Origin of the sequence: Bacillus sp. NPDC093026 (assembly GCF_044754665.1) — a bacterium.
GTDB classification, from domain to species: Bacteria; Bacillota; Bacilli; order Bacillales; family Bacillaceae; genus Bacillus; species Bacillus maqinnsis.
The window spans coordinates 1-23,027 of record NZ_JBIVPN010000003.1 but is presented as its reverse complement, the minus strand read 5'-3'; the positions used below and the strand labels follow the sequence as shown (position 1 = coordinate 23,027).

Sequence of the window (23,027 nt, the reverse complement as noted above, 5' to 3'; positions counted from 1 at the left end):
CCTCCCATTATGTAGTTATTGATTTACTTTTACCATTGATGGACGAATGACTCGGTCTTTAAGTTTGTAGCCCTTTTGCAATTCTTCTACAACGATATTTGCACCATAGTTTTCATCTTCAACTTGCATCACGGCTTGATGAAGGTTCGGATCGAACTCTTTGCCGACAGCTTCAATTGGTTCAACGCCTTCTTTTTTCAACGCTTCTAACAACTGGCGGTAAACCATTTGCATTCCTTCTAATAAACTTTTCGTCTGCTCGTTGTCTGGATCAATTCCAAGCGCTCTTTCGAAATTATCAAGAGCTGGGAGAAGATCGCTAACAACATGTTGAGAACGATATTTTTGTGCTGTTTCCACTTCAGTTCGAGCACGACGTTTATAGTTTTCAAAATCTGCTTGAACACGCAGAATTTTATCTTCCTTTTCATCTAGAAGTTGCTGCAATTCATCAATTTTCTCTTGGAAGGCAAGCTGTTCATCTTGCTTTTCTTCCTCAGTTTCTGCTTCTGCTTGAATTGCTTCTTCTTGTGCTTCAACCTCTGCTTCTTGCTCATGTGTCTGTTTTTCTTCTGACATTGTGTTCACCTCCCTTAATAGATTCAAGCATCCGAAGGGGCAGCGCCCCCAATCATGATCACCCTACTCATCATACAAATTGGAAAGTGCGTTTGACAAGTCTTTTGATACATGATGTAAAAGACTGACCACTCGCTCATAATCCATGCGGGTTGGACCTATGACTGCAATGGAACCGAGAGATTTTTGATCTATCGAGTAAGTGGCCGTAATTAAGCTACAATTCTCCATTGCTTCCAAGTTGTTTTCTGAGCCGATTTTAATCGTGATTCCTTTCTGATTTGGATGAAACAGCTGCATGACGTCATTCTTTTGTTCTATTAGCATCATCAATGAACGAATGCGATCAATGTCATGAAATTCTGGCTGATTCAACATATTCATTTTCCCGCCAAAGAAAAGTTTTGATTCATTATGAGTCGATGTAAATGTGTTGCCGAGTGCCTCTAAAATATGATCGTAATTTTTTAAATGCGCTCGAAGCAGCTTCACGACTTCTTTGTACATCCGATCCTTCAACTGGTCCATTGGTACCCCAACGAGACGGCTGTTTAAAATATTCATCAGCTTCTCAATATCAGAGACATCCAGATGCTCAGAGAAAGTAATGGTTTTGTTTTCAACATGACCACTGTCTGTAATCATGATGGCCACTGCTTTGTTAGGTTGTACAGGTACAAGCTGAATTTGTTTTAGCCGATTTTCACTGAGCTTTGGACCAAGCACAATCGAAGTATAGTTTGTGAGATCTGATAAAATTTCCGCCGATTTTTGAACTGTTTTTTCCAGCTCAAATATCTTCTCCTGAAAAGCTGACTGGATGAGCAAAAGCTCTTTTGACGACAGTTTTCGTGGAGAGAGCAAATGATCTACATAATAACGATATCCTTTTTCTGAAGGAATTCTTCCTGATGAAGAATGGGTTTTCTCAATAAAACCGAGTTCCTCCAAATCAGCCATTTCATTTCTAATCGTTGCCGAGCTGAACGTAATGTCTTCTTTCTTAGAAAGAGTCCTTGATCCAACTGGCTGCGCTGAGCGAATAAAGTCATTAATGATGACTTGCAGAATCAAAAGCTGACGATTTGTTAACATCATCATCACCCCTGTTAGCACTCTCTTTAAACGAGTGCTAATTGTATAAACAAAATTACCAAACTAAAATTAAAATGTCAATTATAACTCACCGAGAAACGCTTGAAATACTTCATTTCCTAATAATTTTCCTTTTCTTGTTAAACGAATCCCCATTTCATCTTGTATCACGAGACCTTTTTTTTCTAATTCTTCAATAATAAAGGGAAAAAGGGCTTCTGGTGTGGTCCCATATTTGTTTTGGAAATGGGCTTTGTTGATGCCTTCAATTTTTCGAAGACCTAAAAACATTTCTTCTTCAATCTGTTCTGTCTTTGTGACTTGATGTGTTTCCTTATAAGGAAATCCCGTTTGTTCCATCAGCTCCAAATAGTGTTTCACAGGCCCTGCATTGACATTTCGGACGCCATCTACGTAACCATGCGCTCCCGCACCAAAGCCGAAGTAATCTTCATTGCTCCAATACGTGAGGTTATGTTTGCTTTCAAAACCAGGTTTGGCATAATTGCTAATTTCATACTGCTTTAAACCATGACGCTCCATTTCATCCATGACAAGCTCATACATTTCAGCCTCACGTTCTTGCGGAGGCAGATGAAGCTTCCCTTTTTGCATCAAGTTGTAAAACACGGTTTTTGGCTCGACAATGAGCGAATAGACAGAGTAATGTTCTGCGCCTAAAGAGAAAGCCGTCTCAAGAGAATTCATCACATGATGCGTTTCTTGATGAGGCAATCCAAACATGAGATCAAGACTAATGTTGTCAAACCCAACCGCTCTTGCTCGTTCGAAAGATGTGAGGACATCTTTCTTTTGATGAACGCGACCAATTTTTTTAAGCAAGTCATCTTCAAATGTTTGTACGCCAAAGCTTAGCCGGTTCACTCCAGCAGATTTGAGGAGATGCAGTTTATCAAGCGATAGTTCGTCTGGGTTCGCTTCAACTGCAAATTCCACCAAGCGACTTGTCGGTTTTAATACACGATGAATACTGTCCATCAGTTGATCTAGCTGACTGACTGTCAGTGATGTCGGGGTTCCCCCGCCAATAAAAATCGTCTTTAGTTCTTGCTTGCCTTTTTGCTCGATCGTATGCTGCATTTCTTTTTCCAGAGCGGCTAAGTATTCATCAACAGGCTGCGTTTTGATCAAAAATTTATTAAAATCACAATAGTGGCAAATGTGCTCACAAAATGGGATGTGAATATATGCTGCTTTCATTTGATGACACCTTCTTTACAGGTAAAGAGCCGCAGTTTGTCGCTGCGGCACTTTCATTTGTTTTTGACTATAAACTTCAAGGGATGCATTGTAAAGCAGGTTGCCTTGAGGTAGTTATTTCTTCGGAGAGCTGTCGTCCATTTTCAAAACGGCCATGAAGGCTTCTTGCGGCACTTCAACGGAGCCTACTTGCTTCATGCGCTTTTTTCCTTCTTTTTGTTTCTCAAGAAGCTTTCTTTTCCGGGAAATGTCTCCACCATAACATTTGGCAAGAACGTTTTTACGCATCGCTTTAATGGTGGAACGAGCCACGATTTTTTGACCAATGGCTGCTTGGACAGGTACTTCAAAGTGCTGACGTGGAATCAGTTCTTTTAGCTTTTCTACGATAACCTTTCCTCGTTCATATGCATAATCACGGTGAACAATAAAGGAAAGAGCGTCAATTTTTTCCCCATTTAGCATGATGTCCATTTTGACAAGGGTCGATGGGCGATAGCCAATTAGCTCGTAATCAAAGGAGGCGTATCCTTTTGTGTTGGATTTCAATTGGTCAAAGAATTCATAGACAATCTCCGCCAAAGGAATTTCGTATACAATGCTGACTCGGTTAGCATCAAGGTATTGCATATCAACGAAATGGCCGCGCTTTCCTTGGCAAAGTTCCATGACAGAACCAACATAGTCATTCGGTACCATCATCGTTGCTTTGACATAAGGCTCTTCAATTCGCTCAATCTTTTGCGGGTCTGGCAAATTGGACGGGTTATCTACGACGACTTTTTCACCGTCTGTCATATACACTTCGTAAATAACACTTGGTGCTGTTGTGATTAAATCAATTTTAAATTCACGTTCAATTCGTTCTTGGATAATTTCCATGTGAAGCATTCCTAAAAATCCACATCTGAAACCAAATCCAAGTGCTTGGGATGTCTCTGCTTCATATTGAAGGGAAGAGTCATTTAATTCAAGCTTCTCTAACGCCTCACGTAAATCGTTATATCTCGCTGTATCAATTGGATAAAGTCCGCAGTAAACCATAGGGTTCAGCTTTCTGTAACCTGGCAAAGCTTCTTTAGCAGGGTTGACAGCACTTGTAATGGTATCGCCTACACGTGTATCACCGACATTTTTAATTGCAGCTGTTAAATAGCCGACATCCCCAACTGTCAGTTCATCTGTCGGCTTTGCTTTTGGTGTGAACACGCCGACTTCAAGCACTTCGAATTCTTTGCCTGTTGCCATCATTTTGATTTTCTGCCCTGGCTTCACAGTTCCTTCTACAATACGTATGTATGCAATGACGCCACGATATGCATCATATAGGGAATCGAATATGAGAGCTTGAAGCGGTGCATCAGGATCTCCAGCAGGTGCTGGAATTTTTTCAACGATTTGTTCTAAGATATCCTCGATTCCAATCCCCGCCTTAGCAGAGGTCAGAACAGCTTCAGACGCATCCAAACCAATGACATCTTCAATTTCTTTTCTTACACGCTCAGGCTCTGCACTCGGCAGATCGATTTTATTAATAACCGGAAGAATTTCTAAGTTGTTATCAAGAGCTAAATATACGTTTGCAAGTGTCTGCGCTTCAATTCCTTGTGCTGCATCTACTACTAAAATCGCACCTTCACAAGCAGCAAGGCTTCGAGATACTTCATAGGTGAAGTCGACATGCCCTGGTGTATCAATCAGGTGCATAATATATTCTTCTCCATCCTTCGCCTTATATTTCAACTGGACAGAGTTTAATTTAATCGTGATACCGCGTTCACGCTCTAAGTCCATGGAATCAAGCAATTGTTCTTTCATTTCTCGTTGTGTAATCGCCGCTGTCTTTTCTAAAATACGGTCCGCTAATGTAGATTTCCCATGGTCAATATGGGCGATAATGGAGAAATTTCGAATCCTTGATTGCCGTTCTAATCGTTTTTCTTTATCTGTCACAATCTATCACTCCTACTATAAAACGCGGGTTGCGCTAGGTTAGATTATATCAATAGGGCTGTAAAGATTCAATTGAAATCAAGAAAAGCCGCTCCTTGATCAGCGGCTTTCATCATATGGGAGATGTCTCATCGAAAATGCTGTGATGAAATGAATGAGAATTGTCCATCAGTTAGGTTTAATTTCCTTTCACCCAATCATAAAGGGAGCGGGCTGCATTAGTGATGCCATCAGACAGTGCTTTCCCCGCCTTGGAGAATGCATTAAAGCTTTCCATCTCTTCTAGTTGCTTTTGCTTTTCCGCTAAGTCCTTTTCTGAGACGTTTGTTCCTAAGATCGACGCTTCTTTCTCTTGATTGTCATTTACTTGAATGGAGAAAGCACCTTTTAACTCAGGATCGTGATAGCCTTTCATTTGAAGCATTCCATTATTGGCTTGCTGCATCCCTAAAAACACGCCAAATAGTAAGACGATTCCTAAAATAAAGCTTTTCCCGATAAATGAGCCCATGCCCGTCACCACCTCAAGAACGTTTTTTCTCACCCTTTGCTCCGCCGTTTACTTTTTCTGCATCCCAGAATAATTCACTGAACACATCCGCTGCTGCATTGGATGCGTTTTTCAATTCTTCCATATTGTTATCTACACCGCCAAATTCTAAGAGAAGGGCTTTGTCAGATAAATCTTGATTATAAATCCCATTATCGCCAATTTCCCCTTTAGCAAATACCCCAACACTGAGACCTTTATATTTTTTCTCCATTAAATGATGAAATTCAGTCGCCAGTTTTAAATTTTTCTCATAGCTTTGATTCTTTTTCCCAACAACAAATGCAATTCTCGCATATTTCTTCCCGTTAATGTCAACTGTTGTATGTTTTTTCCTTCTTGAATCTCGATGAATGTCAATTAAGTAATCGAGATCATCATTTTTAGCGATCGCTTCTTTCACGACTAATCTTGATTCGTTATAAGACTGCGGGTATTTTAATCCTTTTTGCAGGAGTCTTTTTTCAATTTCTGTTTTGTCTACTGTATTACCGATCCCTTGCTGATCAAGCGCCTTCCCAAACATTTCACCAACAAGCGTCACGTTCACTTTTGAGTGCCGCGCATTGTTTGGATTTGTTTCACCTTTTAAAAATGGCAAATAGGATTCCGTGTTATGTGTGTGATAAATGTAAACAGCTTTCCGTTTTCCTGTTGATCGATCAGGCTCTTTAGCAGGTTTCTTCGGCTCGTCCTCATTGAGCTTGTCCAGTTCTGCTAGATTGGCTTCTCTTTCGTCTTTGATGACTTCACTCGGCGGAGGTGATTCCATTGGCATGTTGGTATAGTCTGTCCCTTCACCGGCTAATATGATTTTCGTATCAAAATGTTCAAAGCCCGGCAGCTCTCTGCCAAGAAAACTACGCGGGTCCTCTAAATTGATACTCGTTGCAAGTTTAAGTGACAGCCCAGAAAAATTCATCCTCTTCTGATCTTTAGGTACCGTTGAGGCGAAATATTGATTTTCCATTCCCATAAGTGTTGCAAAAAAAGCACCTGACAGCTCATCTGCTACACCATATAGTGATGCCTGAGGCCTCAGTTCAGGCTTTAAAGATGTCAAAGCCCCTGTCATGACAAACACAACAACAAGAGCGGCAATAAATAAGAAAATACTTTTCACTACTTTGGTCCCATTAATCGCAACGACCAACTGACGAGGACGACGGGGTCTTTTTTTCATCATTTACTCCCTCCAGCGCGCTTTCTAGTAATTACACTATGAGCGAGCTAGAGAAAGTAGAACAGATTAATGATTATAGGAGCCCATGTTATCCTGTGAGATTTTTTGATGAAGTGCTGTATTTAACCCATTGGCTAATACGTTGGCCATATCATCTATAAAAGTGTCCACTTCCTTAGGTGTGACCATTAAGTTTTGCCCTAGCGGCGCAAGTACTTCATGTATCAACTGTCTTTTTTCTTCTTCAGGAAGCGTTCCTACAATCCCTAGAAAAGATTGACGTGTCTTTTCATCTGGCAAATCCTCATCTTTTAACACCTTTTTCTTTCCAAACGACATCCCAGCTGGAACAAGAGATCGTGACGGACGGTCGTCTTTCAGCTCTCTGCCAAAATGCTTTAACACATAATCAATCGTGTCACTTGCAATCGTTACTGCATCAACAACGGTCGGTACACCAATTGCAATCACTGGAATGCCCAATGTTTCTTTGCTTAATTCTTTACGCTTATTCCCTACGCCCGATCCAGGGTGGATACCCGTATCAGAGATTTGAATCGTTGTATTCACTCGCTCAACCGCACGGGCGGCAAGTGCATCTATCGCAATGACAAAATCGGGTTTAGACCGTTCAATCACACCTTGTATAATGTCACTTGTTTCAATGCCCGTAAGACCCATCACACCAGGTGATAGAGAAGAAACTGGACGATAACCTTCCTGCACGTTTTCTGGCTGCAACTCGAATAAATGACGCGTGACAAGCAGGCTTTCGACTGTGAGAGGACCTAAGGCATCTGGCGTCACATTCCAGTTTCCAAGACCAACAACGAGACAACTGGCATCCTCAGAAATCCCACGGTCTTTTATAAACTGAGCAAATGTATGCGCAAATACTTCAACGACTTTTTCTTGCATCTCGGAATCTTTCTCTCGAATTCCTTGCGCTTCAAGTGTAAGATATGTACCTTCTTTCTTTCCTGTCAGCTCTTCCCCTTCTTTTGTTATCTCCACTGTGCGTATGCAAATGCCATACTCTTCTTGATCCTTTTCGATAATCCCTTGAATACCGCCCTTTTTCACAACATTGGGGTCGTTCTCCTGTTCTAGTATCTCTTTTGTTTCAACGGCCAAGTCTGTTCGGATTTGATACACACTTAAATCGAGTTCCTGTTTCTTCATGAAAAGGCTCCTTCCACAACGTAATTAACAGTAGTCTTTCCATCTCATAACAGAAACATTCGAGCCCTTCATCAATGAAAAATACTTTACATTTATATTGCATTCTAAAGGTGTGTTTGATAGAATACAATTTGTTCTATTGTGAAGATTTAACCTTAAGACAATTGTGTTTAGGTTGTATCTTAGGAGGTGAAACACATGCCAAATATTAAATCAGCGATCAAACGTACAAAAACGAATAACGAACGCCGTGCACACAATGCAACAATTAAGTCTGCTATGCGTACTGCGATTAAACAAGTTGAAGTTTCTGTAGCTAACAACGATGCTGAGCAAGCAAAAGCTGCTCTTTCTTCTGCTGCAAAACGCATTGACAAAGCCGTTAAAACTGGTCTTGTACACAAAAACGCTGCTGCGCGTTACAAATCAAGACTTGCTAAAAAAGTGAATGGACTTTCTGCATAATGATTGCAACGCCTCAGCTATGAGGCACCTGTTTAACTGTACGTCCGTCCTGACCGGCTCATCCGAGGACAGACTGGCAATGATACATGTAAACAAAGCGACCCTCTTTACAGAAGGTCGTTTTTTATGTTTATGCCCCTAATAACCGGAGAAGGAACAGCTCTAATAGCAACTGTTTGTCCTTTTTACCTGTTTTCATTTCATAATCAATGGTCGAGAGCTCTATAACAATCTGTTTTAGTTCTTCTTCGGAAAACAGTCTTGCTTGGTCCAATGCCAATTTTACGCGAAATGGATGAACCTTGAGATTAGATGCAATTTGTTTTTGTCCATAGCCTTGTTGCGCGAAATATTTTGTCTGCAGGATTAAGCGAAATTGGTTTGAAATGAGCGCCAATATTTTGATTGGTTCCTCGTTTTGTTTTAACAGGTCATAAAACATTTGCATCGCCTGAGTACGGTGACGGTTCACAATTTGGTTAATGAGTTCAAAGATGTTCTGTTCTAAACTCCGAGCGACGAGCTGATTTACATCAGAGAGCTCAATTTCCTCTCGTTCACCGATATATGTACTGAGCTTCCGAACTTCTTGAAAGATTGATGACAGACGACCGCCACATAATATAACAAGCTGTTCAGCCGCTTCACTAGTAATCATCTTTCCTTCTGTCTTTGCCAGTGTGATCGTAAAATCGGTCGTTTCTTTAGGATTGAGCTCTTTCGCCTCCACAATAATGGCTTTCTTTTTTAACAGTTTGGTGATCTTCTTTCGTTCATCCAGCTTTTCATAGGGTGCTAATAATACAAGAATTGTATAGGGCGCAGGCTCCTCTAAATAGGATTCTAAAACAGATAGTGGATGCTCTATCTTCTCTTTTTTCTTTTCGGCTGTTAAGAAATAAGGATTCTTTATCACGACTAGGCGTCGTTCTCCCATAAATGGAAATGTTTCCGCATCAGTTACTGCTTGTTCAAGAGAGACTTCCTCCATATCAAAAACGGAATAATTGAAATCCTTCGTTTCCTCGTCGACAACAGCTTGTCTCAGTTTAACCGCTGTCTCTTGAAGCAAGTAAGTTTCTTTTCCATATAAGCAATAAACGGGATGAATATCCCCTTTTTTCAAATTGTTCCATATATCAAACACCATCAGTAATCCCTCTCTTTCACTTCCTCCTCTATCCTAAAGTGTGTCGAGAAATTAGTAAAGAGGAAGCTGAAAGTGCCGCCTCCTCATTTATAGTAAACGTCCAACGCAAGCTCCCGGGTCAGCTTGCAGTCAGACGATATTCATCAAATGATAAAGAAAATGGAAAACGGTGACTTTACCTTCTAGCAATTCCAAACGAGTTCAAGTATACTAAAATTAGCCAGGAGGGATGAAAATGAATGAATTTGAAAAAAATGTTCAAAGTAAACGAAATGATGCAGTCGACTCAGCAGTTGGTTTTATCGTCTCATTCGGATTTTTCGCCTCAATGTTTATTTTGGCAACAATCATACACCTAGTAGGATCTTAACATTTCGTGAACTCTTATGACTGCCGTTTTGGCAGTTTTTTTAATGATTTTGTAGGATATCATATGGAGGATGGCGATAAAACGTTCCTTTCTGTTGGATAAATTCATACGTCACACTTCCATCTACATCTGTTCGAAAAATTCGAATTTGATTCTCAGTTAATTTTTTCATTACTTCTCGATGAGGATGTTGATAGCGATTTCCTTCGCCTGCCGAAATCAGCGCATAGGACGGCATGATATGACGAAGCCATTCATCACTCGTAGATCCCCTGCTTCCATGATGCCCAACCTTCAACACATCTGCACGCAAATGAGGATATGCCTCAATAATATCTCGTTCCCCTTCTTTTTCAAGATCTCCTGTTAAGATAAAACGCTTTCCGCCAATTGTAAAAGCAAGAACAAGTGAATCATTGTTTTTACTCGTGGACCGCCCTGATTTCGGATGAAGGACATCAAATGCCAATCCGCCAATGTTAAGCTTATCTCCTCTTTCCAATTCATCAATACGTATCCCTCTTGTAGCTGCTTCTTTTAGAACTTGCCCATCCTCCGGACTTCTCACAAAGCCTTTTGGCACCGCCACCCGCTTCACCTTGTTTCGTTTAATTAAGCGTACCGCTTCTCCCATATGGTCTTGATCAGCATGTGTCAGGAATAACAAATCAAGTTTTGCTATTCCTTTAGCAGTAAGAAATGGAATGAGCGTTTGATCACCGATTGTAGACACTTTTCGCCTTTGTTTCCAAGGTTCTTGCTCAAAGGATAGTCTTCCTCCGGTATCCACTAATATATGACCCTTTCGATAGGGTAGCTGGATAAACAAACTATCTCCTTGTCCTACATCCAGCATCGTGACCTCCGCTTTATTGTTCCAGTTCGGGGAGAAATAGTGTACACAGATGACAAATATCAAACAAAGAATAGGCAAAACATAAGACTTCAAAGAATTTTTGCACTCTAACACAACTAACAGGAATACAATGGCTACGACTTCAAACAAGATATGCCACCATGTGGATTTCATCAATATAAGGTTGAATGCATCATAAACCGCCATATGAGCTGACAATTGATGACTTAATTGGATGACCCAATCAAGAAGCTGAAACAACCCTTGACCGAGCGGAAGATAAATAAAAGAAATAACAAAAAAGAATAAGGACGCAGGCATCACGATCACTGTATAAAAAGGTACAAATATCATATTGAGAGGGATGCTCAGCAAAGAAAACTGTTGGAAGTGGTATAAAAGAACAGGCAGTGAGGCAAGCTGCGCAATAAAGGAGACGAGAAATAACTGCATTATGGTACTTTTCGCTTTTGATAAGATACGCACGGATAACAAAATGAAACAAGTGACAATGTAGGAAAGCTGAAAGCCAATATCAAATAAATAAGTCGGATGAATCGCTAACAACAGTAAAAACGTCACACTTAAAACAAACACAGAAGGCTGCTTCATTTCCTTTGGGAGGCTGGTGATGATTAAATATAGCCCAGCCATAAGACAAGCACGTAAAACGGATGGTGCTGCACCTGTTAAACAAGCATAAATCGGAAGAAAAAATAGTAAAAGAATGCGCGCTGTCTCTCTTGTCATTCCAATGCGGAGCATACACCAAAATAGACAAGCTAGTAGAGTTTGAACATGAAGCCCTGAAATCGCTAGTAAATGAATAATGCCTAGTGTCTGATAATCTCTTAATGTGTCCGGATCAATCAACTCACGCTCTCCAAAAATCAATGCCTGAACAATCCCGACAGAGTTGTTTGGAATATGTTCTTCTAAAAAACGAAGCCCCTTTTGTCTTATAGCTGAGAGGATGTACGAATGATTGTCTTCCTTTAAACAATTTTTAATAGACTGAGGCAGAAAAATAGCAGCAATCCCTTTTGTTTTTAAAAATTGATCGTATGCAAATCCATTAGGAATTGTTGATCGTTTTGGCAAGCGAATATCTCCTGTCATTTGACAATGCATGCCTGGCTCCACACTGTTCAGCACCTCTTTTTCATGTTCGGTTTGAATGGTATAGAAGGTCATTAGCTGATCATGCGGCTCTGCTGAAACAACCGCTGTAAAACGATTGCCATCTATTTTCGGAATGCTTTCAATTACCACTGAACCAGAAAACAATGTTTCCTGTGCGGTGTAATCCGGTTCGAGTGACTGATGAAACAGATAAATGAGTATATAGACAGTTCCACATAGACTGACCGTCAGGAAAAGTTGAGGCATTTGTTTCAATAGACTGAGAATTAAGAAAATCAGAAGAAAGAGTAGAAAATAAATATGAAGTCCATATGCGGTCAGGGCAATTCCGACAGCTGCTGAAATCGCCCCAAACGGCAAATATTTAAACATAAGAAGTAAATAATTGGTTCGCCTTTTCATGCATTTGTCGAATATCTGTTTCGCTAAATCCAGATTCGCTCAGCTTCCCAATTAAATCTGCAACAAAGGCCAACTTTTCTTGATTTTTTAAATCAATGATCATTTCATCCAGCTCAACCTGCTCTGTTAGAACACCGGCCTGCTGAAATAAATCGACAGCGTAAGGATGGTTTTTATAGTCCTTCGCATAATAAACTGTTCGAATCCCAGCTTGAATGATGGCCTTACAGCACTGTAAACACGGGAAATGTGTCACATAAATCTCCGCATCAGCTGTTGGTGCACCAAACTTTGCACATTGCAAAATTGCGTTCATTTCCGCATGGATTGTGCGTACACAATGGTGATCAATGACATAGCATCCTACATCTGCACAGTGTACGTCACCGGCAATTGAACCATTGTATCCCCCTGCGATAATTCGCTTGTCTCGTACGATGGTTGCCCCAACCGCTAAACGCTCACAGGTACTTCGTAAAGCAAGCAAATGGCTTTGTGCCATAAAATATTGATTCCATGAAATTCTTTCCACGAGCTGATCCCTCCATAGTGATGTATGTTACTAAGTGTACATGCCTTCTTTCTATACCGTCAATTTCACTTTACAGTTAACTGATCTTTTAGCCGTTCAACTGTCTTCTCTCCAAACCCTGAAATTTTTCGCAAGTCGTCAATTTGCTGAAACTCCCCATGTTCTTCTCTATAGGCGATGATTGCTTCAGCTTTGGCCGGTCCTATTCCGTTTACTGTCTGCAGTTCAGTTGCATCCGCTTGATTCACATTTACACTTTGACTCTTTTGATCACCTGATGGGGTGACAGCAGTTGCCACAGGTGGCTGCCCGACTGACTCCCCTTGCTTAGGAACATAGATCATCATACTGTCTTCTAATTTTGCTGCTTGGTTGATCTCAATCGTGTCTGCTTTGCGGGTAAAACCACCTGCTCTCCTTATGGCTTCCTCAATACGATCCTCAGATTGAAAAGTATATACTCCAGGTTTTTGAACGGCTCCCTTGACCTCTACCACTATTGTTGTTGATTCATTTACTGTTTCTTCCTGTTTCGTTTCTGCTTGTACTTGTAATTCTTTATTTTCCTTCACTATACTAGGTTCGGTCTTGTTTTCCCCCTGTCTAAGTAATAAAAATAAACCAATGCATATCGTGATGATGAAACATGCAATGATATAAAGACTATACTTTTTAAACTGAATGAGTCGCATCACTTTCTCACGCTTCTTTCAATCATATTTTGCCACTACATATCATACTGTTTAGAAGATAACAGATCCTATGCGTCTAAGGAGGGGAGAACGTTTGAATATAGGTTTGATCGGTACAGGAAACATGGGTACTATACTCATTGAGGCATTTATTGAATCAAAGGCTGTCAATCCCTCATCCTTCACAATTACAAACCGGACCATTGAAAAAGCGTTCAATATAAAAAAGAACTATCCAGAGCTTGAAGTAACAAAACAACTGGCAGAGGTTGTGACAGATAAAGATTTTATCTTTGTTTGTGTCAAACCACTTGATATTTATCCACTCTTGAAAGAGATGAGCCACATGCTGACAGAGCGACAAACCATTGTCATCATCACAAGTCCAGTTCACCCTGAACAGATACAAGACATCGTTCCCTGCCAAACAGCAAGGCTTATTCCAAGCATCACAAACCGCGCCTTATCCGGTGCTTCACTCTTAACTTTCGGTTCATCTTGCAGTACGGCGACAAAAACAACATTAAGACAGCTGGCTTCTCACATTTCGACTCCAATCGAAATCCACCATTCTATCACAAGAGCTGCCTCTGATATTGTCAGTTGCGGACCTGCCTTTATCAGCTTTCTTGTCCAGAAAATGATTGAAGCATCCGCTCAAGAAACGGACATTACAGTTGAAGAAGCAACCATCTTATCAGAAAATATGCTTGTAGGACTTGGCCGCTTGATTGAAAAAAAAGTCTATACCCTTCCTACCCTGCAAGACAAAGTGTGTGTGAAAGGTGGCGTCACTGGGGAAGGCATTAAAGCGCTTGAAGCAGGTGTTCAAGATATGTTTCACCGCCTTTTTCAGAACACACATGAGAAATTCGACGAAGACCTAGAAGCAGTTGGTCATCAATATGCACCAAGTGTGTTTACTGATGATCGCAGAAATTAATGACATGTGCAACAAGCGAAAAAAGGGTTTTAAAAAACCATCGTTCCATTAAACGATGGTTTTTGGTTTCTTTGCTGATATAAAATATCTTTCGGCACTTTCCTGAGGCGCTTCATTCGTAAAATCAGCCGTCACCTCTATACATTCAAAGCCAGTAGACTCAAGGTATGCTACATATGCCTCACATGTAAAAGTGCGCTGTTCATGTGTTTCATCATAGCGTTGATACACATCTCCGTCCTTTACGAAAAAGCTTAACTCATGAATGACCGAATACAGTTCATCCCCTTGGTGGCTCTGCCAAATATAGCTGATTTCTTCATCTTGATCTGCATAAGTTGAACCAGGGAATACCTTTTCCATTTTATAAGGAGTATGAACGTCAAAGAGTAAAACCCCATCTTCTTCTAAAAGCTGAAACATGTTTTTAAAGGTTTTTTTGACGTCATTTTCGTTTTTTAAGTAGTTCAGGGAATCACAGCAAATAACAGCTACTTTGAACGCTTGATCAAATCCTGTAAGCTCTCTCATATCTTGATGCAGGAATTGAATCGACTGTTTGTGAGCCTGTGCTTTTTGCTGTGCACATGCAAGCATTTCTTCACTCAAATCAACACCAGTCACAGTGTGACCATTTTTTGCTAAACGAAGGGCAATCTCTCCCGTACCACAGCCTACATCAATAATTTTCGCATTCCGCTCGACATGCTGCTGTATCCAATGAACCCATTTATCATAAGGTGCATGTGTCATAAGCTCATCATAAACACCTGCAAACCCTTGATAAATCATGAGTTAATGCCAAGTGAAAGCGTTTCTCTCGGCGCATCTCCCCATAGCTTTTCTAAGTTATAATAGCCTCTTTCTTCTCTATGGAACACATGAGCAATGATATCTCCTAGATCAATCAATACCCATCTTGCCTCATCAAAGCCCTCCATCTTCTTGACTTCAATTCCGTTTTCTTCAGCAAGATCTTTCACTTCTCTTGCAATGGCCTGCACTTGTTTATCAGAGTTCCCATGACAAATGAGAAAGTAGTCTGCAACAAGTGAAATGCCTTGCATATTCAGGGCAATAATATCCTCAGCCCGCTTATCATCACACGCTCCTGCTGCGATGTTTAAAATTGTAGATGCATCCATTCAATTATTCCTCCTTATTTATTCTTTTGCACAAGCGAGTTGTAGGTTGCAAGTGTATCGGGAAACACCGGCTGATTCTTTTTCATTAAAAAATTGATTGTGTTTTTTAATGATTGAATAAGCGCACTGTCCAAATCACTCTCTGCAAGCTCCCTCACTTCTTCTACGCCAGGAAAATGACGTCCTGGTTCAATATAGTCAGCCACATATATCACTTTTTCCAGTAATGTCATTCCTGGTCTGCCAGACGTATGGAATTCAATCGCCGATAAAACCTCTTGATCCTCTATACCAGCTTCTTTTTTGACTAAGTATGCACCAACCGGAGCATGCCAGAGCTCAGGGGAATAGTTAAGCAACAGAGGGTTCATTCCTTCATTTTGTATGATTCCCTTCATTTCTTCCTTTGGTCTAAATTTGGCATAGTCATGAAAAATCGCTGCGATCTCTGCTTTTTTTACATCTGCACCAAACCGTTCCGCTAATGAAATGGCTGTCTTCATGACCCCAATTGTATGTGTATATCTATGCTCTGTTAACTGTTCTTTGACACAGTTCAATGCCTTTTCACGATTCATATAGATGATGCTCCTTTATATAACGCTCGACAGCTTTCGGAATCAAATAATCAACTGGTTCTCCTAATTGCATTCGCTGCCTAATCAATGTCGATGATACATCAAAAACAGGGACATTCGCAAATAAAAGAGGATAGGTCGTTTCCCCTTGAAAACCAGATCTTTTCATACCGATAAAGGTAATCATTTGAAGCAAATCATCAATTCGATGCCATTTAGGCAAATAATCAACCATGTCCGCTCCAACCATAAAAAAGAACTCATCTTCAGGATGACGCTTTTTTAATATTTCCACCGTATCTACTGTATAAGAAGGACCCTCTCGCTCCATTTCAATGAGTTCCAGATGAAAATACGGATTGGACTGAATTGCCGTTTCCACCATTTTCACCCGGTGATGACTGTCTGCTCGTTTTCGCCCCGTTTTATGAGGAGGCTTGTGATTTGGGATAAACCAAATTTCATCAAGCCCCACCTGAAAACGCACCTCATTGGCCATCAGCAAATGCCCATTATGCGGAGGATCAAATGTACCGCCGAACAATCCTATTTTTTTCATATGATATCCACCTTTACGGCAGCTTAATTTGTTTCTTTTCCTTAGACTCTCTATAAAGGACAATCACATTTCCGATCGTTTGAACGAGCTCTGCCTTTGTACCCTTTACAAGAGCTTTAGCGACCTCACTTTTATCTTCATCGCAATTTTGCAATACGCTGACCTTTAAAAGTTCTCTTACTTCAAGCGCTTCGGACATTTGCTTGACCATATTGTCATTTACCCCGCCTTTTCCGACTTGAAAAATAGGTGATAAATGATGTGCTTGTGCACGTAAAAAACGTTTTTGCTTACCTGTTAACATGGTGTTCCTCCTAATTTCTCTATGACAATTGACTTCATTTTTTTCACATCAGGGGTGATGCCTGTCCATAGCTCAAACGCTCTTGCCGCTTGACCAACAAACATCCCGACGCCATCCACTGTTTTTAACCCTAATTGTTTTGCTTCACTTAACAGCTTTGTTTCTAGTGGATTATACACAATATCACAAATGACCGCTGTCTTTTTTGCGTTTGCTAAAGAAAGCGGGGTTTCATTTACGTTCGGATACATGCCAATAGAGGTAGTATGAATAATCACATCATAATCCCAAAGACGTTCTTCCGCTGTTTTTAATGCAAATGCACTTGATGTGATTTTTCCATCTGCATTTTCGATTAAGGCTTCTGCTTTTTCTATCGTACGATTGGTGATATCAAATCGTTTTGGTGCATACTCTGCAATTGTTGTATAAATGGCACTTGCCGCTCCGCCTGCACCGATCATCAGAAAAGACAACTGTGATAACGGTTGATCTAAAGCATCGAGCAATGAATGAAGAAAGCCCTCTCCGTCTGTATTGTATCCAACAAAATGACCATCTTCGAGTCGAACAGTATTCACTGCTTTTAAACGTTCGGCTGTTACATCTATTTTGTCAAGATATTGCATAATCTCAACTTTATGCGGGACAGTGACGTTGAAGCCGCTAATCCCTAAGGCTTTCATTCCTTTAATTGCATATTCAAGCTGGTTTTTTTCTACTTGAAAGCCATGATAATGCCCATCGATCCCAGCATCCTTTAATGCAGCGTTATGAATATCTGGAGACATAGAATGACCAACAGGGTTTGCGATTAATCCGTATAAAGGTTTCAAGGTCTCTCCCCCTTTGAACTTTTAAATTAACGAACGTCTAACAAAGACGTGAACACCTTTTGGCGCATAGACTTTTATTTGTTTATCTGCTTCATTTGCCGTCACCCAGCCTAATCCTGAAAATACGATATCCATTTTTGGCTGATTAATTGTAAATGTATGGGGAACGAGCGGAGGAAAATCTGCCATTCCCTCTTTTGTCGGCGGTGAAAGTAGCTCGCCTGCATGTTTTTCATATAATTCATTTGCATTTTCTAACTTTGTCCGATGAATGTTTAATTCATTTGGCATATAGCAGACAAATGAAGTTCTGCCGCCTTTGACATAATCAAATCTTGCGAGCCCGCCAAAATAAAGTGTTTGAGCTTCATTTAACTGAAACGTTCTCGGTTTTAATTCTTTTTTAGGTGTTAAGATCTTCAAGTCTTTTTTGCTCACATAATGCGCCATTTGATGACGGTTGATGATTCCTGGAGTATCGTATAGAGCAGAGCCATCATCAAGCGGAATCTCAATCGCATCAAGTGTTGTTCCAGGGTAATGCGACGTGGTAATCACATTCTCTTCCCCAGAAACTTCTTTGATGATTCGATTGATAAACGTCGATTTCCCTACATTCGTACAGCCGACCACATATACATCTCTACCCGCACGATAATGGTCAATCGCTCCCATGACCTCAGGCACTCCTTGTCCTCTGCTTGCACTGATCAGGAAGACATCAATGGGGTTCAGTCCGTTTTCTTTTGCTTCACGCTTCATCCATTGAACAAGACGATCTCGTTTCACCGATTTCGGTAAAATATCTACTTTGTTGCCGACAAGTAAAATCGGATTACCACCAACAATACGGCTTAGTCCATTGATCCAACTGCCGTTAAAATCAAAAATATCAACGACCTTTACAATGAGAGAATCTGTTTCGCCAATACTGTGTAATATATTTAAAAAATCGTCTTCTGTTAAAGAAACATCCTGCATTTCATTGTAGTTCTTTAACCTAAAACAGCGCTGGCAAATCACATCTTCTTTCATTAGAGATGCTGCCGGCGCATATCCTAATTGATCTTTATTTTCCGTCTGAATGGCTACACCGCAGCCAATACAAACAACCTTTTCCATTATTACTCTTCCTCCCACTGAATGTGACCCTTACGTTTTAAGGCATCTAATATTCTGCGTTCAATCTGTCTGTTAAACTTCGTGAAAAATCCGTCCGATGCAGCAACAGGAACGACTAAAATGGTATGGAAGCCATGTCTATTTCCGCCCAAAACATCTGTCATAAGCTGGTCACCAATGACAACCACATCTTCTTTTTTTAATTGCATATCAGCCACTGCTTTATTAAATGCTCTGCCCATTGGCTTTCTCGCTTTATAAATAAACGGGATATGGACCGGCTCAGAAAAAAGCTTCACTCTCTTTTCATTATTGTTCGATACGATCGTTACTTGTATCCCGTGATCTTTCATTTCTTGAAACCATTCAATTAGACGTGGCGTCGCACTTGGACGATCCCACTCTACTAGTGTGTTATCTAAGTCGGTAATAATTCCTTTTACATTTCGTTCTTTTAGCTTTTGCGGCGAAATGTGGAAAATACTTTTCACAAATTCATCCGGTAAGAAATACTTCTTTAGCACAATTTGCACCCTTTCTTTCATTGGTTTTCAAAGACTTGTGTCGAATCAAATCACAATTTGTCTGTCTATCGAATACAACGAAAAAGTTTTCGACATATGACGAGGACCTTCAACAGGTGTGGATAATTTTACACACATTATCCACCTATATTTCATCACGCTTTCATTCAATTATAAACACTCTACCCACAAGTTATCCACTTAACCATGTGGATAACAGAACGATTGTTCTTGTTTCCCATTCATGGTAGATTAAAGGTACTTCAAAGACATTCGATCAACCTATGATGATATGTCTTTTTCTCAAGTTTTATGCCAACTTTTTCAGGGGAGGTGTTTTTCCCATCATATGGGTTTCTAGTATGAAAAAGCTGTCAGATGATTTACTTATAGAATCATATTATAAAGCAAATGAAATGAATTTAAATCGCGACTTCATTGAATTAATTGAGACAGAAATGAAGAGACGTTCGCTCGGGCATATGCTCTCTGTTTCCTCTTAATTCCTTATCACCAGGAACCATGCCTCCCGAGCACTTCCTTTTTTAAACTCAGGTGACTGATATTATATCATTTGCGCTATGGGCTTACTACTATTTTCCGTAAAAAACACCCCTTCTTATGAAAGAAGAGGTGTCTTATTTGCAAGACTGTTCATTCCAAAACCATAATCCTCCGCCTACAACAAGAATGACGACAAGGAAGACGACAAGAAAAGCGTAGCCTATTCCAGTCCCTTGAGCTGGGTAACACGAACACGCTGGGTAAGGATAAGGACATCCCCACATATCAGTTGCCTCCTTATAAGAAGATACACTGTTAGCCTATGCTAAATTTATTGTCTTGTTTAGGCAAATAGCCACTTTTTAAAAATGTTTCATGACATCACGCTCTTTGATTTCGTTATAAATAATCCTAGCTCCTTTAGGTGTCATATGATTGCCGGAGGGGTCAATGAGACCCGACTGAATGAGGGCTCTGTCACTATTTTCACCAGCTTTTTGAATGAATGCTTTCCAATTATCCACGAGTGGTACATTCTGTTCCTTAGCTACTTCTCTCGTGATGTCATTATAAGAGTTTTGCCATGCTCTCGCTCCGCCTCTTTTTGTAAAATAAGACGGCTTATATCGCGAGTAATAATATAAGCCCTTTTTCCCTCCTTCTACAATAGGTACACATGTCATCAAAATCGGGATAATGCCCTCTTTTCTACTTTCAGAAATGAAATACGATAAATTTTCTTTAAAACGCTTTTTTGTCACACGGGGATGTTTCCCGTCTAATATCGCCGCATCATTTGTACCGAACATGATGAAGACGTACGTTGGTTTTTGATTCAAAATATCCTGTTCAAAACGAAGCTTCGCATCTTCAGTTGTCTGGCCGCCGATTCCTGCATTCATTACTTGAATTTCGCCGCGCTCGCCATTCTTGATGAGATTCACCCACTTCTCAGATGTTGGGTAATCACGAAAATCCCAATTGGAGCCCCTTGTGTTGCTGTCGCCAAATGCAATGATACTTTCGTGAACTGGCTTTGAACATCCATTGACAACACATATTAGCATGAAAAGTAAAATGCATTTCTTCAAAACATTCACCTCCAAAAGCCCTCTTCATATAGTAAACGACAAGACTTTTGGTTTCAATGAATGACTATTTGTAACGGAAGCGTTCTATTGAAGAAGGATGGGCTGAAGGGCTCGGTCATGATGTAGCAGTTCGCTTACTTTCACAAATTGATAGCCCTCTTTCTTTAACACGGGGACAACCTGTTTGAGTGCTTCTACTGTTTGCTTGCGATTGCCTCCGCCATCATGCAAAAGGATGATATCGCCGCCTTGAATGTGCTCAATAATACGGCTTGCAATTTTATGTGCCCCCGGTCTTGACCAGTCTTTCGGGTCTTGTGTAAACGACCACATCACCACATCGTATCCTTGTTTTGTGAGGATACGAAATGACTTCATATTGAGTCTGCCACCAGGCGGTCTAAATAATAATGGGCCACTCGGCTGAAGGGATGCAATGTGGGCCGCAGATTCTTTTAATTCCTGCTTGATTTCCTTTGATGAAAGAAGATCAAAATACGTATGATTCATTGTGTGATTGCCAAGTTCATTTCCTTCCTTGACAATCCGCTGTGCGATCTCTGGATATGCATGAATCCGGCTCCCGATTACAAAAAAACTAGCATTTACTTGATGCTCCTTCAGTACATCCAATATTTGATTCGTATATACCGGATGCGGTCCATCATCAAAGGTCAACGCAATCTTTTTCCTTTCTGCTCTCATGTCCCAAAAGACTCTCCCATTTTTTTCAAGATCCGCTCTTTTTAATGTTCCTGCCTCTGTCTCATTGGGTACAAAAGCGCATAGTAACAGTATACACACAAGGATATGCAAACCTTTCATCAGACCGCCTCCCAGAGAACATCATTAAGAATTAAAATGCCCCTTTGTGATGAATTCATGCAGGACTTGGTCTGCTTCTTTCTGGCTTCTTCTTTGTTCAATTAAAAAACCGAACATACAGTGGACCGCTTTTTGTTTCACGTTTGGTTTCTCTCTTCAACTGTCGAACGTTGCTTAGAATCCAAGACACTCTCCTTCTTGGATTTGATTTTGAGCCCATAATAACTTCTATAGAAGAGTATAGGCTAATTTTTTCCAAATAATCATTGGTTTTTTGTAGTTGCCCTTCATTTATCCCCTCAACATATAAAGCATCCAGATATTGAAACATAGGACAGAAGAGCTTGATCCTCACGCTTTTTGGCGGCTAATTTCCCAGCTTCTAATATGCTCAGTGCATGCTCCTGTTTATTTTGTCTAAAGAGAAGTTTCGCAAGCGTATATAATGTGTGCGGTAGCGTTGGAAGTACCTCTACAGAAAGAATTTTCCCCATGTTCCGAAAAAACCCCTTCCCTTTTCGGTCTAATCATTACATCTTTTAGCACGCTTCTTCACCGCAAACATGTTAAGAAGTGACGAAAACAGGCAAACGAATAAACGTTTCTTTTGAAAAAGATGATTTTTTCATCGTACAGACACAGACATCCCCTCCCTCACATACATTTGAGGATATAGGCAAAGGCCTAAACATGGTGGAGGTGAAAATCGTGGCAGGAGTATTTACAGCGATGGGATTGATGGTCAAAGAATTGGTGTTTTTAGTGTCCTATGTCAAAAACAATGCCTTTCCACAACCCCTTTCAGGAGATGATGAAAAAAAATACTTAGCCCTCATGGCACAGGGGGATGAACATGCAAGAAACATGCTCATTGAACATAACCTTCGGCTTGTCGCCCATATCGTGAAGAAATTCGAAAATACTGGGGAAGACGCAGAAGATCTCATCTCCATCGGAACAATCGGGCTGATAAAAGCTATCGAAAGCTATTCATCGGGTAAAGGGACAAAACTTGCAACCTATGCTGCAAGATGTATAGAGAATGAGATTCTCATGCATTTGCGTGCGCTCAAAAAAACAAAAAAAGATGTTTCACTTCACGACCCCATCGGTCAAGATAAGGAAGGAAACGAAATTTCATTGATTGACATTTTAAAATCAGAAAGTGAAGACGTGATTGACACCATTCAACTAAATATGGAGCTTGAAAAGGTCAAAGAGTA

Annotated in this window: 28 protein-coding genes; 5 read left to right on the top strand and 23 right to left on the bottom strand. The window is 40.4% G+C overall.

Going from position 1 to position 23,027, the window contains the following annotated elements; all coding sequences use genetic code 11:
- Positions 1–15: 15 nt before the first annotated feature.
- The 7 genes from grpE to gpr form a co-directional block, all read right to left on the bottom strand.
- Positions 16–579, bottom strand: coding sequence for a nucleotide exchange factor GrpE (gene grpE, locus ACIQCE_RS09055; RefSeq protein WP_400494524.1), 564 nt, complete (start codon positions 577–579; stop codon positions 16–18).
- 63 nt (positions 580–642) lie between these two features.
- The gene (hrcA, locus tag ACIQCE_RS09050; RefSeq protein WP_400494523.1) at positions 643–1,674 is read right to left on the bottom strand and encodes a heat-inducible transcriptional repressor HrcA; all 1,032 of its coding nucleotides are present in this window, start codon (positions 1,672–1,674) and stop codon (positions 643–645) included.
- A gap of 81 nt (positions 1,675–1,755) precedes the next feature.
- The gene (hemW, locus tag ACIQCE_RS09045; protein ID WP_400494522.1) at positions 1,756–2,895 is read right to left on the bottom strand and encodes a radical SAM family heme chaperone HemW; all 1,140 of its coding nucleotides are present in this window, start codon (positions 2,893–2,895) and stop codon (positions 1,756–1,758) included.
- 114 nt (positions 2,896–3,009) lie between these two features.
- A complete protein-coding gene (gene lepA / locus ACIQCE_RS09040) occupies positions 3,010–4,848 on the bottom strand; it encodes a translation elongation factor 4 (protein WP_400494521.1) in 1,839 nt (612 codons plus the stop codon).
- 178 nt (positions 4,849–5,026) lie between these two features.
- Positions 5,027–5,359 (bottom strand): YqxA family protein, encoded by a 333-nt coding sequence (locus ACIQCE_RS09035; RefSeq protein ID WP_400494520.1) that lies wholly within the window; start codon positions 5,357–5,359, stop codon positions 5,027–5,029.
- A gap of 13 nt (positions 5,360–5,372) precedes the next feature.
- On the bottom strand, positions 5,373–6,581 hold the full coding sequence (locus tag ACIQCE_RS09030; protein ID WP_400494971.1) for a stage II sporulation protein P: 1,209 nt from the start codon (positions 6,579–6,581) through the stop codon (positions 5,373–5,375).
- 66 nt (positions 6,582–6,647) lie between these two features.
- Positions 6,648–7,763, bottom strand: a complete 1,116-nt coding sequence (gene gpr / locus ACIQCE_RS09025; protein WP_400494519.1) for a GPR endopeptidase — start codon at positions 7,761–7,763, stop codon at positions 6,648–6,650.
- A 198-nt stretch (positions 7,764–7,961) separates the two neighbouring features.
- On the opposite strand from gpr, the gene rpsT reads away from it, so the two are divergent.
- The gene (gene rpsT / locus ACIQCE_RS09020; RefSeq protein WP_353855179.1) at positions 7,962–8,228 is read left to right on the top strand and encodes a 30S ribosomal protein S20; all 267 of its coding nucleotides are present in this window, start codon (positions 7,962–7,964) and stop codon (positions 8,226–8,228) included.
- Positions 8,229–8,358: 130 nt separating this feature from the next.
- Here the strand turns inward: rpsT and holA are convergent, their stop codons facing one another.
- On the bottom strand, positions 8,359–9,378 hold the full coding sequence (gene holA / locus ACIQCE_RS09015) for a DNA polymerase III subunit delta (RefSeq protein ID WP_400494518.1): 1,020 nt from the start codon (positions 9,376–9,378) through the stop codon (positions 8,359–8,361).
- Between the two features lie 235 nt (positions 9,379–9,613).
- On the opposite strand from holA, the gene ACIQCE_RS09010 reads away from it, so the two are divergent.
- The gene (locus tag ACIQCE_RS09010; protein ID WP_353855177.1) at positions 9,614–9,748 is read left to right on the top strand and encodes a YqzM family protein; all 135 of its coding nucleotides are present in this window, start codon (positions 9,614–9,616) and stop codon (positions 9,746–9,748) included.
- Positions 9,749–9,788: 40 nt separating this feature from the next.
- Here the strand turns inward: ACIQCE_RS09010 and ACIQCE_RS09005 are convergent, their stop codons facing one another.
- From ACIQCE_RS09005 to ACIQCE_RS08995, 3 genes are all read right to left on the bottom strand, one after another.
- Positions 9,789–12,119, bottom strand: coding sequence for a DNA internalization-related competence protein ComEC/Rec2 (locus ACIQCE_RS09005; protein ID WP_400494969.1), 2,331 nt, complete (start codon positions 12,117–12,119; stop codon positions 9,789–9,791).
- A complete protein-coding gene (locus ACIQCE_RS09000; protein WP_353855175.1) occupies positions 12,112–12,681 on the bottom strand; it encodes a ComE operon protein 2 in 570 nt (189 codons plus the stop codon). Before ACIQCE_RS09000 ends, ACIQCE_RS09005 begins: the two co-directional genes overlap by 8 nt.
- 65 nt (positions 12,682–12,746) lie before the next feature.
- A complete protein-coding gene (locus ACIQCE_RS08995; protein WP_400494967.1) occupies positions 12,747–13,373 on the bottom strand; it encodes a helix-hairpin-helix domain-containing protein in 627 nt (208 codons plus the stop codon).
- A 94-nt stretch (positions 13,374–13,467) separates the two neighbouring features.
- On the opposite strand from ACIQCE_RS08995, the gene comER reads away from it, so the two are divergent.
- A complete protein-coding gene (gene comER / locus ACIQCE_RS08990; protein ID WP_400494517.1) occupies positions 13,468–14,316 on the top strand; it encodes a late competence protein ComER in 849 nt (282 codons plus the stop codon).
- A gap of 48 nt (positions 14,317–14,364) precedes the next feature.
- On the opposite strand, the gene ACIQCE_RS08985 is transcribed toward comER, so the two are convergent.
- The 8 genes from ACIQCE_RS08985 to ACIQCE_RS08950 are packed head-to-tail and all read right to left on the bottom strand — an operon-like array spanning position 14,365 to position 19,384.
- Positions 14,365–15,108 (bottom strand): class I SAM-dependent DNA methyltransferase, encoded by a 744-nt coding sequence (locus tag ACIQCE_RS08985; RefSeq protein ID WP_400494516.1) that lies wholly within the window; start codon positions 15,106–15,108, stop codon positions 14,365–14,367.
- Entirely contained in the window at positions 15,105–15,461 is a 357-nt protein-coding gene (gene rsfS / locus ACIQCE_RS08980; protein ID WP_400494515.1) for a ribosome silencing factor, read from the bottom strand. Before rsfS ends, ACIQCE_RS08985 begins: the two co-directional genes overlap by 4 nt.
- Positions 15,462–15,475: 14 nt before the next feature.
- A complete protein-coding gene (yqeK, locus tag ACIQCE_RS08975) occupies positions 15,476–16,039 on the bottom strand; it encodes a bis(5'-nucleosyl)-tetraphosphatase (symmetrical) YqeK (protein WP_353855170.1) in 564 nt (187 codons plus the stop codon).
- Positions 16,029–16,598, bottom strand: a complete 570-nt coding sequence (locus ACIQCE_RS08970) for a nicotinate-nucleotide adenylyltransferase (RefSeq protein ID WP_400494514.1) — start codon at positions 16,596–16,598, stop codon at positions 16,029–16,031. The genes yqeK and ACIQCE_RS08970 overlap by 11 nt, the downstream gene beginning before the upstream one ends.
- A 13-nt stretch (positions 16,599–16,611) precedes the next feature.
- Positions 16,612–16,902 (bottom strand): ribosome assembly RNA-binding protein YhbY, encoded by a 291-nt coding sequence (gene yhbY, locus ACIQCE_RS08965; protein WP_400494513.1) that lies wholly within the window; start codon positions 16,900–16,902, stop codon positions 16,612–16,614.
- On the bottom strand, positions 16,896–17,738 hold the full coding sequence (aroE, locus tag ACIQCE_RS08960) for a shikimate dehydrogenase (RefSeq protein WP_400494512.1): 843 nt from the start codon (positions 17,736–17,738) through the stop codon (positions 16,896–16,898). Before aroE ends, yhbY begins: the two co-directional genes overlap by 7 nt.
- Before the next feature lie 21 nt (positions 17,739–17,759).
- Positions 17,760–18,860 carry a ribosome biogenesis GTPase YqeH gene (yqeH, locus tag ACIQCE_RS08955; RefSeq protein ID WP_400494511.1) on the bottom strand — a complete coding sequence of 367 codons (1,101 nt, stop codon included), beginning with the start codon at positions 18,858–18,860 and terminating at the stop codon, positions 17,760–17,762.
- 2 nt (positions 18,861–18,862) lie between these two features.
- Positions 18,863–19,384 (bottom strand): YqeG family HAD IIIA-type phosphatase, encoded by a 522-nt coding sequence (locus ACIQCE_RS08950; RefSeq protein WP_353856499.1) that lies wholly within the window; start codon positions 19,382–19,384, stop codon positions 18,863–18,865.
- Between the two features lie 362 nt (positions 19,385–19,746).
- Here ACIQCE_RS08950 and ACIQCE_RS08945 point away from each other — a divergent pair, with 362 nt between their 5' ends.
- A complete protein-coding gene (locus ACIQCE_RS08945) occupies positions 19,747–19,887 on the top strand; it encodes a sporulation histidine kinase inhibitor Sda (protein ID WP_003217327.1) in 141 nt (46 codons plus the stop codon).
- Between the two features lie 135 nt (positions 19,888–20,022).
- Here ACIQCE_RS08945 and ACIQCE_RS08940 read toward each other — a convergent pair whose 3' ends face one another.
- The 4 genes from ACIQCE_RS08940 to ACIQCE_RS08925 all read right to left on the bottom strand — a co-directional run bounded on the left by ACIQCE_RS08940 (position 20,023) and on the right by ACIQCE_RS08925 (position 22,298).
- Entirely contained in the window at positions 20,023–20,172 is a 150-nt protein-coding gene (locus tag ACIQCE_RS08940; RefSeq protein ID WP_400494510.1) for a hypothetical protein, read from the bottom strand.
- 78 nt (positions 20,173–20,250) lie between these two features.
- Positions 20,251–20,979, bottom strand: coding sequence for an SGNH/GDSL hydrolase family protein (locus tag ACIQCE_RS08935; RefSeq protein ID WP_400494509.1), 729 nt, complete (start codon positions 20,977–20,979; stop codon positions 20,251–20,253).
- An 84-nt stretch (positions 20,980–21,063) separates the two neighbouring features.
- A complete protein-coding gene (locus ACIQCE_RS08930; RefSeq protein ID WP_400494508.1) occupies positions 21,064–21,804 on the bottom strand; it encodes a polysaccharide deacetylase family protein in 741 nt (246 codons plus the stop codon).
- 299 nt (positions 21,805–22,103) lie between these two features.
- Entirely contained in the window at positions 22,104–22,298 is a 195-nt protein-coding gene (locus ACIQCE_RS08925; RefSeq protein WP_400494507.1) for a hypothetical protein, read from the bottom strand.
- A gap of 214 nt (positions 22,299–22,512) precedes the next feature.
- On the opposite strand from ACIQCE_RS08925, the gene sigK reads away from it, so the two are divergent.
- The coding region (sigK, locus tag ACIQCE_RS08920; RefSeq protein ID WP_400494506.1) for an RNA polymerase sporulation sigma factor SigK at positions 22,513–23,027 on the top strand (515 nt) is incomplete at its 3' end.

Excerpts from the sequence above, each read along its gene's own strand:
- grpE (WP_400494524.1), bottom strand. The coding sequence starts at position 579 with ATGTCAGAAGAAAAACAGACACATGAGCAAGAAGCAGAGGTTGAAGCA.
- hrcA (WP_400494523.1), bottom strand. The coding sequence starts at position 1,674 with ATGTTAACAAATCGTCAGCTTTTGATTCTGCAAGTCATCATTAATGAC.
- hemW (WP_400494522.1), bottom strand. The coding sequence starts at position 2,895 with ATGAAAGCAGCATATATTCACATCCCATTTTGTGAGCACATTTGCCAC.
- ACIQCE_RS09035 (WP_400494520.1), bottom strand. The coding sequence starts at position 5,359 with ATGGGCTCATTTATCGGGAAAAGCTTTATTTTAGGAATCGTCTTACTA.
- ACIQCE_RS09030 (WP_400494971.1), bottom strand. The coding sequence starts at position 6,581 with ATGAAAAAAAGACCCCGTCGTCCTCGTCAGTTGGTCGTTGCGATTAAT.
- gpr (WP_400494519.1), bottom strand. The coding sequence starts at position 7,763 with ATGAAGAAACAGGAACTCGATTTAAGTGTGTATCAAATCCGAACAGAC.
- rpsT (WP_353855179.1), top strand. The coding sequence starts at position 7,962 with ATGCCAAATATTAAATCAGCGATCAAACGTACAAAAACGAATAACGAA.
- holA (WP_400494518.1), bottom strand. The coding sequence starts at position 9,378 with ATGGTGTTTGATATATGGAACAATTTGAAAAAAGGGGATATTCATCCC.
- ACIQCE_RS09010 (WP_353855177.1), top strand. The coding sequence starts at position 9,614 with ATGAATGAATTTGAAAAAAATGTTCAAAGTAAACGAAATGATGCAGTC.
- ACIQCE_RS09005 (WP_400494969.1), bottom strand. The coding sequence starts at position 12,119 with ATGTTTAAATATTTGCCGTTTGGGGCGATTTCAGCAGCTGTCGGAATT.
- ACIQCE_RS08995 (WP_400494967.1), bottom strand. The coding sequence starts at position 13,373 with ATGCGACTCATTCAGTTTAAAAAGTATAGTCTTTATATCATTGCATGT.
- ACIQCE_RS08985 (WP_400494516.1), bottom strand. The coding sequence starts at position 15,108 with ATGATTTATCAAGGGTTTGCAGGTGTTTATGATGAGCTTATGACACAT.
- rsfS (WP_400494515.1), bottom strand. The coding sequence starts at position 15,461 with ATGGATGCATCTACAATTTTAAACATCGCAGCAGGAGCGTGTGATGAT.
- yqeK (WP_353855170.1), bottom strand. The coding sequence starts at position 16,039 with ATGAATCGTGAAAAGGCATTGAACTGTGTCAAAGAACAGTTAACAGAG.
- ACIQCE_RS08970 (WP_400494514.1), bottom strand. The coding sequence starts at position 16,598 with ATGAAAAAAATAGGATTGTTCGGCGGTACATTTGATCCTCCGCATAAT.
- yhbY (WP_400494513.1), bottom strand. The coding sequence starts at position 16,902 with ATGTTAACAGGTAAGCAAAAACGTTTTTTACGTGCACAAGCACATCAT.
- yqeH (WP_400494511.1), bottom strand. The coding sequence starts at position 18,860 with ATGGAAAAGGTTGTTTGTATTGGCTGCGGTGTAGCCATTCAGACGGAA.
- ACIQCE_RS08945 (WP_003217327.1), top strand. The coding sequence starts at position 19,747 with ATGAAAAAGCTGTCAGATGATTTACTTATAGAATCATATTATAAAGCA.
- ACIQCE_RS08940 (WP_400494510.1), bottom strand. The coding sequence starts at position 20,172 with ATGTGGGGATGTCCTTATCCTTACCCAGCGTGTTCGTGTTACCCAGCT.
- ACIQCE_RS08930 (WP_400494508.1), bottom strand. The coding sequence starts at position 21,804 with ATGAAAGGTTTGCATATCCTTGTGTGTATACTGTTACTATGCGCTTTT.
- ACIQCE_RS08925 (WP_400494507.1), bottom strand. The coding sequence starts at position 22,298 with ATGGGGAAAATTCTTTCTGTAGAGGTACTTCCAACGCTACCGCACACA.